This is a genomic window from Cytobacillus kochii, assembly GCF_020171845.1.
In the GTDB taxonomy this organism is placed as follows: Bacteria; Bacillota; Bacilli; order Bacillales; family Cytobacillaceae; genus Cytobacillus; species Cytobacillus kochii.
The window spans coordinates 305186-318035 of sequence record NZ_JAIVAM010000002.1 but is presented as its reverse complement, the minus strand read 5'-3'; the positions used below and the strand labels follow the sequence as shown (position 1 = coordinate 318035).

Genomic DNA, 12850 nt, shown 5'->3' with positions numbered 1-12850 from the left:
ATGAAAAAAAAGAAGAGATAGATGACCTCTTAAATTAAATATTTTAAGGCTGTGACCACCTTCCGTCACAGCCTTTCTTTTTACTTATTTATTGCTTGCTCAATAGCCATGGAAATCTGCGAAATAATATCTTCGTAATGTTCAATACCAATGGAGATTCTAATCAAATGCTCATTAATGCCTAACGCCTCACAAGTTTCTTTTGGTACCGCACGATGCGAAGTTGTAATTGGATGTGAAACAGAAGATTCAACACCAGCTAAAGTAGGTACAATTTTTATCCACCCTAGTGAACGGAAAAAAGTTGATACATCAGCTTGTTGTTTTAGTTCGATCGTGACCATTGCCCCATATCCATATGCTCCATTTTGTTCGAAAGGATAATAAACTTTCTCCACTCCCTCATGAATAAGTAAAGCTTCTGCTACTTTTTTCGCATGATAAGATTGTTCCTTCATCCTTAATGCTAATGTCTTTGCCCCCCTTACTGTTAACCATGCCTCAAAAGGACTTAAGTTCACACCAAGATTTACGACTTTTGCTGAAGCCAGTTCGATTAACTCTTTACTACCAACAATGACACCAGCAGTGACATCACTATGCCCACCAATATATTTGGTCGCACTATGAACAACCATGTCTACCCCAAGCTCAATCGGCTGACAATGAAACGGTGAAGCAAAGGTATTATCAATCAATGTCTTCAGATTGTATTTTTTCGCCAATGATACAACAGCTTTAAGATCTTCTACTCTTAATAATGGATTCGTAATTGATTCTGTATATAAAAGCTTCGTGTTCTCTTTGATTGCCACTTCGACTTGCGTCATATCGCTAAAAGGAACAATTGTTACGTCTATACCAAATTGCGTGAGCTCTTCCACAATAAGATGAAAGCTTCCTCCATACACATCATCAGTAGCAATAATATGATCACCACTTTTAGCCACTGCTAATATTCCTACCATAATGGCACCTAAACCTGATGCAGCTGCAACTCCTGCTGCTGCACCTTCTAATCTGGCGACAACTTCTCCCAACTCATCGGTGTTAGGATTGCCTGATCTCGTATACAAGTAGTTGCCGTTTCCACTATAAAAACCCTCTAGTTCTTCTAAACTTTTAAAAGTAAATGCAGAGGTTTGATAAATCGGTGTTGCTTTACTTTGAATTGTGCGCTTTTCTTTTTTGTCTCCATGTAATAAAGCCGTCTCAAATTTCATTCTACTGAATCTCCTTTTTATACGCTAAAAGTATAAATCACCTTATTTTATTTTCATAAATTTCTTAATTCTATCATTATAGCTCACTGTACTTTTTTACGTCAATTGAGGAAAGAAGTATAAGAAACACCCATAAGGCTATATTAAACGGAGATATATATTTTAGAGGTGATTGTATGAATAATGAAAAAAATAAGATGCCGAAATACCCTCAATCGTATTGGTTGGAAGCAAAACAACTCCAATATCAATCATTGGACGGTAACACTAAAACAGATGTAGTTATCATTGGCTCTGGTATAACAGGGATTACTTCAGCCTACTTATTGGCAAAAGAAGGCTTGAAAGTGATTTTATTAGACGCCGGGGAAGTGTTAGCAGGAACGACTGGTCATACAACGGCAAAAGTGACCGCACAGCATGGTTTAATATATGACGAGTTGATTGAACATTTCGGCATAGAGCAAGCAAGACTGTATTATGAAGCCCAAGCTGATGCAATAAAAATGATTGAAAAAGAAGCTGCAAATATAAATTGCGATTTTAGTAATGAAAGCTCTTTTATCTATGCAACCAATGATCAATACAGTGAAAAATTAACTTTTGAATATGACGCCTATAAAAGATTGGGGATTATAGGGCAATTAAAAGAGAGTATCCCATTCTCCATTCCAACTACAGGTGTGCTTGAAATGAACAATCAAGCACAATTTCATCCGGTTAAATATTTAGAAGGCTTACTTCAGCGTTTCATCGACTTAGGAGGTACTGTTTATGAACATACAACGGTCGTTGATATCGAGGAAGGTAAACAACCTGTTGTCATAACGAATAAAGGGCATCGTATTTTATGTAATTATGTTGTGATGGCATCCCATAGCCCATTTTTAAAATGGAAAGGATTATATTTCTCCAGGCTTTTACCTGAACGGTCCTATGTAATTGCTATCGAAAGTGACGACGATTTTGAAGGAAACATGTACTATTGTGCCAATAACCCTGTCCGTTCGATCCGTGCTACAACTTCAGAGGAGACTGGGAAGAAACTTATTCTTATTGGCGGAGAGGGTCATAAAACAGGAAAAGGCATTAACACTTTTCAGCATTACGAGGCATTACAGGCTTTCTCTAATGAGGTCTTCGGGGAAAAACCAATCACCTTTCGCTGGTCTGCACAAGATTTAACTTCATTAGATAAAATACCTTATATTGGTCCTATCACATCTGATGAAAATAATATCTTCGTGGCTACTGGTTATCGCAAATGGGGTATGACAAACGGTACAGCTGCCGGAATTTTGTTAAAAGATTTGATAACTGAACAGCATACACCTTATCAGGAACTTTTTAACCCATCGAGATTTCATGCGAACCCTAGTATTAAAAACTTTATCACTTATAATGCAGATGTTGCAGGACAATTAATTAAAGGGAAACTCGAGCCAGAATTTAAGCACCCTGAGGATCTAGCAAATAATGAAGGCGGCCTGGTGAAAGTGGATGGAAAACGCCGAGGCTGTTACCGCGATGATGATGGCCAACTTCATATTGTTGACACGACTTGTACTCATCTAGGTTGTGAGACAGAATGGAATGCCGGCGAGCGCACTTGGGATTGTCCATGTCATGGATCACGTTTTTCATATGATGGCGAGGTCATTGAAGGTCCAGCAACTGAACCTTTGGAAAAGATGGATTAATGCATATGACCTTAAAGGTCAGCTAAGTTTTATCTGGTAAGCGATTAGAGCGGCTTCCAAATAGAATAATGTCACATAAGTGGTTGGAAAAATAGGAGAAGGTATGTTTACGCACATAATGTAGAGGATAGAAGCAGAGAACTGCCTGTAAGTCGTCTTTACGTACAAATCATAATAAAACGGATGAAGTATGGGTATTCAATCCCCGTACATATAGATGTTTTTGTCCATTCTTAATTAATCAAAATCGGCATCGATAGATTGAAGTTGTTTCCATTTCCATCTTGAAGGATAGCGATATAGAACAAAAAGGTAAAAAATCCGCAACCATCAAACCTTGTTGCGGATTTTCTATGATTTCTTATTGTAGCGTCTTACACCATTACTCCTTAGCGTCTTTTTTCGTTTGATTGACGTTCTGGATTGACAATTTTTCCACCGTGCATAATTTTCTCTTCTAATTGAAGATTTAATTCTTTAGCAAAGCGCTTTAAATCTCTTTCTTCATTCATGGTAACAAGTGATACCACTGTTCCATCTGCACCAAAACGTCCTGTTCTCCCTGAGCGATGGATATACTGCGTTTTCTCACGCGGTAAGTCAAAATGGATGACATGGGTAATTCCCTTAATATCTAAACCTCTCGCTGCTACATCTGTTGATAAAAGTAAGCGAGCATCCTTTTTCCTAAAGCCATTCAAATTTTTAGATCTTTCGAATTTATTTAAATCACTGTGAAGTACATTTACGTGAATATGGTTATACTCTAGCTTTTCTTTCATAATCATGATATTGGGGATATCCTTAACAAATACCAGCGCCTTCAAATGATCCATTCGAGAAAGCTTTTCCAATAATTTAACTTTTTCCCGTTGTTCCACGTTAAAGTAAATATGCTTCACATCACCTGCTGTAATCGTCTCATCTTTTTCAATGGTGATAATCTCTGGTGATTTCATCCAACTTTTAGCTTCCACTTCTATTGTTTTAGGTAAAGTAGCAGAAAACAGCACTACTTGTCTTTCCTTTAAAGTTGCCTTTATTATACTTTTCACATGTTCTAGATGTTCGGGAATGAGAAGCTGATCACCTTCATCAAGGACAACTGTTTTTACCGCATGCATTTTTAATTTCTTTTGCTTAATCAATTCAAGTATTCTACCTGGGGTACCCAAAACGATATGTGGACGTTGTTTTAATTTTTCTAACTGTCGCTTTACATTCGCACCACCGATAAACGATGCACTACGGATATTACTATCTCTTCCCCACTTTTGTGCTTCACTTAAGATTTGCATAATTAACTCTTGAGATGATGCGAGAATAACTACCTGCACATCCTTGCTTTCTGGTTGAATCTTTTCTAAAACAGGTAATAAATACGCTAACGTTTTTCCGGTACCTGTTGGGGATTGAGCAATAAGATCTTTTCCCTCTAATACAACAGGAATCGCCTCTTGCTGTATATTTGTTGGTTGTTTAAATTGCGATTGTTCCCATACTTTTTTAATAAACGGCTTTAGTTCGCCAATAACTTCCATAGATGATATAACTCCTTTATTTAACGATAAACAGTTTAAAACGACTTCATACAGATGAAATACGTTTATAATACATAATATAAAGGTATCCTGTTCAAATAACAATGGCTCATGTTAAATCGACTTTCGTTATTTATAAGGTAATGTCGTGTAAAAACCTTTTCCTTTTTATTTTGGTTGAGTTCGTTTATGATAAATTTAGTGTTACGAAATGTTTAAATGAGAAAGAAGTGTTCGTTCATGATCCATCCACAAGTAAAGACAAATATAAAAATTATGTGGTTTGCCAACTTCTTTGTTTCAGCTAGTATGACGATGGTCTTGCCCTTTATATCATTATATATTGAAACCTTTGGTCAATTTTCCGACGCTTATATTCAAAGATGGTCGGGTTGGATTTTTGCCATTACATTCGTTACTGCCTTTATTGTAGCTCCAATTTGGGGAAGAATTGGTGATTTGTATGGAAAGAAAAAGGTGTTAATCATTTCTGCTTCTGGAATGGCCCTTTGTATTTTCCTATTAGGTTTTGCGACAAGCGTATGGCATTTGTTTTATCTAAGGCTATTTATGGGTATCTTCACAGGTTTTATTCCCCTTTCACAAGCTTTTATTTCTACACAAACACCAAAAAGAATGGCAGGACAAGTGCTTGGCACCTTACAAACAGGTAGTATAACAGGCTCACTTTTAGGACCTTTAATCGGTGGTGCACTAGCTGACATGGTCGGTTTTTCTTCTACTTTCAATTGGACATCATTAGCCATTTTTGTTTCTGCAATTCTCGTTATCTTCACGAAAGAATTTCAAATCAATGAAGTGAAGAAATCAGAGAAGCAGAATTATACGAGTAAAGAAGTATTAAAACATATACTTACAAACCCTGTCCTTGTGACTGTTTTAATCTTATCGATGTTGATTCAAGTCGCTCATTTTAGTATTCAACCGATTCTGTCCCTTTATGTCAGCGAAATACATGGCCCAGAAAATTTAGCTCTATATGCAGGTATTGCTTTTTCCGCAGCAGGTGTAGGTAACTTAATGATGTCAAAAACTTGGGGAAAGCTGGGGGACAATTATGGTTATATTAAAATATTAATGGCCTTATTGTTTTTAGCTGGTATCGTCTATTTTCCAGGTGGATTTGTCACTGAAATGTGGCAGCTTATTATCATTCGTTTTGCACTCGGGGTAACTATTGGAGGAATTATTCCTGTGCGTATTGCCTATATTAGACAGGCTGCACCTATAGCCATGCAAGGAGAGGTATTGGGATATAATACCAGTTTAAGATTTCTAGGAAATGTCATCGGACCTGTTATGGGAGGATTGGTTGCTGGGGCCTTTGGATTTACTGCCGTTTTTATTACTACCAGTCTATTACTCATTGCAAGCGGGGTTATTCTTCTCGTTTCGGTTATGAAAAATCCTAGGTATTTAAAGAATTCTAGCACGTCATAATCATATATAAAAGAGGTTGCTACTTCAATATAGCAACCCCTATTTTAATTATTTTACTCTAGGGTAACCAAATCCTGATGCATAGTCATCGCCTGTTGTTGCACCAACGCCACCTTTAATATCATAAACCTTGGCACGATTTTGTAATTCTGTTCTTAAAGTAGATTTACTCCATGAAGGATTCGCAGCCCAAATCTTTGCTGCTAAACCAGCTACATGTGGTGTAGCCATAGAAGTACCACTAATTGTGTTATAACCGCCATTATACCAAGTGGATTCCACTGCTGCACCTGGGGCAGACACTTCAATATCACGCTCTTGGATGACATAATCTCCATCAGTTGATGGGTTACCTCTTGATGAGAAATTCGCTACGCGATAAGTCCCATTTTGTTGCACATTCTCTAAAGCTGCAACGGCAACGGCATTGACCAATGCTCCTGGATAACCAATTGTATTACTACCTGAACCACTGTTTCCTGCCGCAGCAACAACTAATACACCTTTATTGTATGCATAGTCTACTGCACTTGAGATGAGTGAATCTTTACCAGAAGACCCAAGAGACATATTAATAACTACTTTAGAGCCTGTGCTAGTTGCTTGATCTGCTACATGTCTAATCGCTGCAGCAATATCATCTGAATAACCAGAACCGTTATCACCTAACACTTTATATGCCCATAGCTTCGCATCAGGAGCTACACCGTAAACACCTTGTCCATCACTACCTCCATGTGCTAAAACAGTTCCTGCTACATGTGTACCATGACCTTGACGATCAGTACAAGAGCCATTTACTAGTGGGCTTGATTGTGTAAAGTCTTTACACTGTTCTGCTGATCCTGCTAAATCAATATGATTTGTATAAACTCCTGTATCAAGCACAGCTACTTTAATACCATTACCACCTGATGTTGCTGTTAAAGATTGATTATTATAAATTGATTTTATTCCCCAAGGTGTTTGTGAACTTGGCACAGCTGTTACTTCTGCTTTGGACACTTCTCCTGTTACAGTTGCTATACTCATTTCATTTACCTTTTGTACTTCGACATTTTTTGTCGCTTGTAATGTTTGTAACTCCTTAGCATTCACATCTGCAGTGAAACCTTCTTTACCAAAGTCCCATCGTTTTTCATACTTTGTTTCTAATGCATTAACAGAATTGCTAGGGGCTTGTATCAATACGCGATATGTTTCACTCCCCTTTGCTTCATCTGAAACTTGTGCGGAAATACCTGATGTAAAGACGGACATCCCTAACGTAAGACTAAGTAGTGCAGCTGCTACTGTTTTCTTTTTCGTCATTTACTTGTTCCTCCCCAAATTTTAATGTCTTACTTAGGGGTTATTATATTTCAAAAATTCAGACTACAACAATGTGTAAAATTCAGCATTTATTTATTTGTAAAAAACAGTAAATTTGACATATTATTTTCCAAGTAGCAGGCCATCAGACATTTTTTTCAACATTAAATCAGGTATTTTTTTCCACAAAATCAATATTCATGATAATTACCCTTTTTATTACTCGGAATTAAAAGTGAATTTAGGTCTCTAGAAAGGTATTAAAGTGTAATATTACATTATTATTTTCCATGAATTTGAAGGAAAAGGTGCTTTTTGAGCACCTCCCTCTAAGAAAAGCACTCATTTTTTTAGCGGATACAATATCCGACACTTTTTTATGTTGGATAATAGAAAAGAGTGAACGAAGTTTTTTCATTTCTTCGTTCACCCTCATTACTCATTTACCTATTTGAAACACGATTTTCCCTAATTGTTTTGCTTGTTCTAATCTAGCAAATGCCTTTTGATAATCTGCTAACTGATAAACTTGATCCATAACCGGCTTGATTTTATGATTATTCATAAATGTAAGCATTTCTTTGTATTCTTCAGCACTTCCCATTGTGCTGCCAAGAATGTTTTGCTGTGCGTAAAAGAATTGTCGAAGATTTACTGTCACCTCGTCTCCTGTAGATGAACCGAAAATCACTAGTGTGCCTCCTTTACGAAGAACAGCTAAGGATTGGTTGAAAGTTGCTGCTCCAACTGATTCGATGACTAGATCCATCTCGCCCCCAATTTGCGCTTGCCAATCTGCCCCACTATCAAGAGCTTCTTTAGCACCTAATGATAAAGCTTTTTCTCGCTTTTCTTCTGAGCGAGAACTAACGTATACTTCCGCACCAGCTGCTACAGCGAATTGTAAAAGAGAAGTAGCCACTCCTCCACCAATGCCAGGGATAAATACTTTCATCCCAGACTTTACTTGCCCTCTTGTAAATAGGGCACGATAAGCAGTTAAACCTGCTAAGGAAAACACGCCAGCCTCTTCCCATGACATATGTGGAGGTTTAGGGAAAGCATTCATGGCAGGAATAACAATATGATCGGCAAAAGTACCGTGATATGGAAAGCCAACAATTTCAAACCCCTCTGGCGGTGCGTCACTATTTTTTTCCCAACCTAATCCTGGATTAATGACGACCTCATCTCCGACTTTAATATCCGTCACCTCTGCACCAATTTCCACCACGACACCCGCACCATCAGAACCTAATACAAGTGCTGGTTCAGTTGATTGATGTCGATGAAGAATAAATAAATCTCTATGATTTAATCCTGCCGCCTTTAATTGAACTTTTACTTCTTTATCACCAACAGGAAAATCATTTATTTCCTGATAACCCGTTCCATTCATTCCTGCTTCACCTTTATGTATCACTGCTTTCATTCGTTCCCACACTCCTTTTTTATATCTATCATAAGGGTAATTTATTGTTGTGAAAAGTGAAAAACCTTAAGAAATTGCAAATCTCATCCAGTCATCTTCAACATACACAGGGAGATTCTGATTACAATTAAATCCTTACCCCTTTTTCCTGTTCAGCCGAGGCTATAAATTCAATAGCATACTTTCTTAAAAAACAAAAAAGAACGGTACGACTAGATATCGCTACCGCTCTTCATTTGATTTACTTCGTAATAATAATCGGGCCTTCCTTAGACACGATAACTGTATGTTCACATTGCGCAACAAAACTTTTATTAGGTGTAATGAAAGTCCAGCCATCACTTTGTTCACGAACTTCTTCATCTCCAGTGGAAATAAAGGGTTCGAAAGCGATAACCATCCCTTCACGTAATAATTGATTATCCCAGTTATCAAAATAATTAAGAATATGATCTGGCTTTTCATGTAAAGAACGACCAATTCCATGGCCAGTTAAATTCATAATAACATTAAAACCATTATTTTTTGCTGTTTGGTAGACAGATTTTCCGATACGATTAAGTTTCGCACCTGGTTTTATTTTTTTAAGGCCCTCATCGAAAGCTTTTTGCGCTGTTTCACATAAAGACTCTAGTTTCTCATCCGCATCACCTACAACGATTGATAAACCTGTATCAGCGAAATAACCATTTTTTGATCCAGATACGTCAATATTAACTAAATCTCCATCTTTAATGACTCTATTTCCAGGGATACCGTGTGCTACTTCCTCGTTTACACTAATACAAGTATATCCTGGAAAGTCATACTCACCCTTTGGACCAGATAATGCCCCATGCTCTTCAAACATTTTTCCAGCTATCTCATCCAGTTCTTTTGTTGTGACGCCAGGCTTTGTTTGAGCAATCATTTCATCCCTAATTGAAGCAACAATTTTCCCAATTTCCTTTAAACCCGCTAAATCTTCTTCAGTTTTTACGATCATAACGATTCCTACCTTTATTTAGTCTCTATTTATATTATAGTCTATTTATCATTAAGAAAAAAAGGATTCCAGTAAGTTTGTAATTGTACTATTTTTTAGAAAACAACAGCTTGTTTTCGCCAAAAAAAATACAAGCCCTTTATTAGGCTTGTATTTCAAGCATATTATAGTTTAACTACATTAGAAGCTTGTGGGCCACGTTGACCTTCTTCTACTTCAAATGTTACGCTTTGTCCTTCATCAAGCGTTTTGAAACCATCAGTTTGGATAGCTGAATAATGTACGAACACATCTTGTCCTTCTTGTGTTTCAATGAAACCAAAACCTTTTTCTGCATTAAACCATTTCACTTTTCCTTCTGCCATGAATAAATCCTCCTTATGTATAACACATAAATTATGACTATTCTTGTGGAACATACATGAAGCAAACGTATACAAACGCATCCTACTTACATTCCGAACAAAAATAATTTCTTTCATAATAGCAGAAAGTGGAAAAGAATGCAAAGGTAAAAGCGGGAATTTTTCGAAAATTTTTATGATACTTAGATATTTTACCCTTTTAATGTATGATAGATGTATATGTTACGAAGGAGTTTTCTTATGTTTGAATTGTTCATTACTATGTTAGAGAGGCTGGGTATTATTGTTACCATAGCCTTTATTTTAACACGGTTCCAATTTTTTCGAGATATGATTTATAAGGAAAATGTAAAAAAAGATCTACAATTAAAAGCGATCTTATTTTTTGGTTTTTTCGGAATAATCGGTACATACACAGGTTTATCTTTAAATGCTGAGACATTTAATATAAACAGATGGGCATCTAATTTAACAAGTGAAGAAGCAATTGCTAACTCACGCGTAATAGGTGTTGTTTTAGCTGGGCTTTTCGGTGGTTATAAAGTTGGTTTAGGAGCTGGGCTCATTGCCGGAATCCATCGTTTTACACTAGGTGGTTTTACTGCCTTCTCATGTGGATTAGCAACCATTATATCTGGACTAATAGCAGGCTATTTTCATAAGAAAAAAGACCATGTAAAGCTATCTTCTGCCTTTTTTATAGGAGCTACCGCAGAAGCCGTTCAAATGCTTCTTATTCTCCTTCTTTCGAGGCCGTTTGAAAAGGCCGTCTCTTTAGTTGAAGTAATTGGTGTTCCAATGATTATTGCAAACGGTGTAGGATCAGCCTTATTCCTCCTTATCATTAAAAATGTAGTGAATGAAGAAGAAAAGGCAGGAGCACTACAAGCGCAAAAGTCATTACGAATCGCTGATCAAACTTTATCACATCTTAGGAAGGGAATGACACAAGTCTCCACTAAGGCGGTGTGTACCATATTATTAAGAGAGATACATGCAAAGGCAGTAGCAATCACAAATAAACATGTGATTCTTGCCCATGTTGGATCAGGTGATGATCATCACCGAGTAGACCACCCCATCCAAACAGAAATCACAAAAGAAGTAATTAATAATGGTAAACTAATAGTAGTAGGTAATGAAGAAATACAATGTCAAAATGAGCATTGTCCACTTGGAGCCGCTGTCATTGCTCCCCTTAAGCAACGCGGGCAAATCATCGGTACTTTAAAGGTATATTTCACCTCTGAGAAAGAAGTGACTAATTTAGAAATTGAGTTGATCTCAGGGTTAAGTGTGTTACTAAGTAATCAGCTAGAAATAGCCGAAGCAGATAAAGCATTTCAATTGGCTAAAGAAGCAGAAATTAAAGCTTTGCAAGCGCAAATTAGTCCCCATTTCCTTTTTAACACATTAAATACCATTGTCTCTCTCGTCCGTATTGATGCCGATAAAGCAAGAAAACTGCTTATTACTTTGTCTCAATTTCTAAGGCAAAACTTAAATGCAACAACCGCAAACCGTATCACATTGGAACAAGATATTCTCCATATGAAAGCCTATTTAATGATAGAACAAACGAGATTTGAAAACAGAATACAAGTCGATTATTATATTGAAAATGAAGTTCTTAATAGTAAGATTCCACCGCTCACCTTACAGCCAATTGTAGAAAATGCAATTAAACATGCATTTAAGCAAATGAACAAAAATTGTATGATTAAAGTACAAATTAAACAAATGAACAATGAAGTTGCTATATCTATTAAAGATAATGGCCGTGGTATTGATCATGATCGATTAAAGCAAATTGGGAAAGAACCAATCGCATCAAAAATAGGCACAGGTCTTGGATTATACAATGTAAATAGAAGGTTAATCATGACATTTGGGGAGAACGCCCGATTACACATAAATAGTGAAGAAAACAATGGAACGGAAATAACTTTTAATATACCAGTGGGGGAAAAAAATGAAGACAAAGATTAAAGTGCTCGTTGTAGATGACGAACCGTACAGCCGGGAAGAATTAAAGCACTTGTTATCAATATTTGACTCTATTCATATTGTTGGCGAAGCTGATTCTGGAGAAGATGCCATCATACAAACGATTCAATTACAGCCAGATATCGTTTTTCTTGATATCGAAATGCCCAAAATGGATGGCATGCAAACAGCTAAAAGTTTAATGGAATTCAAAAATCCACCTAAAATCATATTCGCAACAGCTTACCCTCAGTTTGCTGTAGAAGCTTTTCGCTATGAAGCGATTGATTACTTACTAAAACCATATGATGAAGAGCAAATTTCTGAAACGGTCAGCCGGATCATCAAATTTTTAAAGCCAATAAATCTGCCTAAGCAAAGTAAATTAGCTGGAAAGCTAGCAATCGAAGACAATGGAGAAATTATTTACATCGAACCTAAAGATATTATTTATGTTTATAAGGAAGATAAATTCTCACGAATCATAACTGTTGATAATGCTTACGAGACAAAAGCATCATTAAAAGAGCTAGAAAATCGACTATCTACGTATTCTTTCTGTAGAATACATAAAAGCTATTTTGTTAATTTAAGATATATTAATAAACTTTCTCCTTGGTTCAATGGGGCATTTCAGTTAGAGCTAAAAGGATCAAATGAAAAACTTTCTGTCAGCAGAAATTATGTAAAAGATTTAAGAACAAAACTAGAAATATAGGTCATGGAGCTCAATTAATTATCAGACTATTTACACTAAAAAATGCATCTTAATTTAATATAAGGACCTCTTACTCACGGATTTATACATGTTATGCTCAAAATACTCAACCTTGAATCATAGTCATT

Annotated in this window: 10 protein-coding genes; 4 read left to right on the top strand and 6 right to left on the bottom strand. The window is 36.5% G+C overall.

Going from position 1 to position 12850, the window contains the following annotated elements; translation table 11 throughout:
* Positions 1-80: 80 nt before the first annotated feature.
* On the bottom strand, positions 81-1223 hold the full coding sequence (locus LCM23_RS02485; protein WP_224935357.1) for a trans-sulfuration enzyme family protein: 1143 nt from the start codon (positions 1221-1223) through the stop codon (positions 81-83).
* A 176-nt stretch (positions 1224-1399) separates the two neighbouring features.
* On the opposite strand from LCM23_RS02485, the gene LCM23_RS02480 reads away from it, so the two are divergent.
* Entirely contained in the window at positions 1400-2923 is a 1524-nt protein-coding gene (locus LCM23_RS02480; protein ID WP_224935354.1) for an FAD-dependent oxidoreductase, read from the top strand.
* A gap of 389 nt (positions 2924-3312) precedes the next feature.
* Here the strand turns inward: LCM23_RS02480 and LCM23_RS02475 are convergent, their stop codons facing one another.
* Complete coding sequence (locus tag LCM23_RS02475; protein ID WP_224935351.1) at positions 3313-4464, bottom strand: DEAD/DEAH box helicase; 1152 nt, start codon at positions 4462-4464, stop codon at positions 3313-3315.
* Positions 4465-4704: 240 nt separating this feature from the next.
* Here LCM23_RS02475 and LCM23_RS02470 point away from each other — a divergent pair, with 240 nt between their 5' ends.
* Entirely contained in the window at positions 4705-5925 is a 1221-nt protein-coding gene (locus tag LCM23_RS02470; protein ID WP_224935348.1) for an MFS transporter, read from the top strand.
* Positions 5926-5973: 48 nt separating this feature from the next.
* Here the strand turns inward: LCM23_RS02470 and LCM23_RS02465 are convergent, their stop codons facing one another.
* The 4 genes from LCM23_RS02465 to LCM23_RS02450 form a co-directional block, all read right to left on the bottom strand.
* Complete coding sequence (locus LCM23_RS02465) at positions 5974-7236, bottom strand: S8 family peptidase (protein ID WP_224935345.1); 1263 nt, start codon at positions 7234-7236, stop codon at positions 5974-5976.
* A gap of 439 nt (positions 7237-7675) precedes the next feature.
* Complete coding sequence (locus LCM23_RS02460) at positions 7676-8668, bottom strand: zinc-binding dehydrogenase (protein WP_224935341.1); 993 nt, start codon at positions 8666-8668, stop codon at positions 7676-7678.
* 241 nt (positions 8669-8909) lie between these two features.
* Entirely contained in the window at positions 8910-9653 is a 744-nt protein-coding gene (map, locus tag LCM23_RS02455) for a type I methionyl aminopeptidase (protein WP_224935339.1), read from the bottom strand.
* A 164-nt stretch (positions 9654-9817) separates the two neighbouring features.
* A complete protein-coding gene (locus LCM23_RS02450; RefSeq protein ID WP_224935336.1) occupies positions 9818-10018 on the bottom strand; it encodes a cold-shock protein in 201 nt (66 codons plus the stop codon).
* A 240-nt stretch (positions 10019-10258) separates the two neighbouring features.
* Between LCM23_RS02450 and LCM23_RS02445 the strand changes: the two genes are divergently transcribed.
* Together LCM23_RS02445 and LCM23_RS02440 are read left to right on the top strand one after the other, a co-directional pair.
* Positions 10259-12007: a sensor histidine kinase gene (locus LCM23_RS02445; protein ID WP_224935333.1), complete on the top strand. Its 1749-nt coding sequence runs from the start codon at positions 10259-10261 to the stop codon at positions 12005-12007.
* The gene (locus LCM23_RS02440; protein WP_224935330.1) at positions 11991-12722 is read left to right on the top strand and encodes a LytR/AlgR family response regulator transcription factor; all 732 of its coding nucleotides are present in this window, start codon (positions 11991-11993) and stop codon (positions 12720-12722) included. The genes LCM23_RS02445 and LCM23_RS02440 overlap by 17 nt, the downstream gene beginning before the upstream one ends.
* The last annotated feature ends 128 nt before the right edge of the window (positions 12723-12850 follow it).

Coding starts and splice junctions, on each gene's coding strand:
- LCM23_RS02470 (WP_224935348.1), top strand. CDS start 4,705: ATGATCCATCCACAAGTAAAGACAAATATAAAAATTATGTGGTTTGCC.
- LCM23_RS02480 (WP_224935354.1), top strand. CDS start 1,400: ATGAATAATGAAAAAAATAAGATGCCGAAATACCCTCAATCGTATTGG.
- LCM23_RS02445 (WP_224935333.1), top strand. CDS start 10,259: ATGTTTGAATTGTTCATTACTATGTTAGAGAGGCTGGGTATTATTGTT.
- LCM23_RS02440 (WP_224935330.1), top strand. CDS start 11,991: ATGAAGACAAAGATTAAAGTGCTCGTTGTAGATGACGAACCGTACAGC.
- map (WP_224935339.1), bottom strand. CDS start 9,653: ATGATCGTAAAAACTGAAGAAGATTTAGCGGGTTTAAAGGAAATTGGG.
- LCM23_RS02485 (WP_224935357.1), bottom strand. CDS start 1,223: ATGAAATTTGAGACGGCTTTATTACATGGAGACAAAAAAGAAAAGCGC.
- LCM23_RS02460 (WP_224935341.1), bottom strand. CDS start 8,668: ATGAAAGCAGTGATACATAAAGGTGAAGCAGGAATGAATGGAACGGGT.
- LCM23_RS02450 (WP_224935336.1), bottom strand. CDS start 10,018: ATGGCAGAAGGAAAAGTGAAATGGTTTAATGCAGAAAAAGGTTTTGGT.
- LCM23_RS02475 (WP_224935351.1), bottom strand. CDS start 4,464: ATGGAAGTTATTGGCGAACTAAAGCCGTTTATTAAAAAAGTATGGGAA.
- LCM23_RS02465 (WP_224935345.1), bottom strand. CDS start 7,236: ATGACGAAAAAGAAAACAGTAGCAGCTGCACTACTTAGTCTTACGTTA.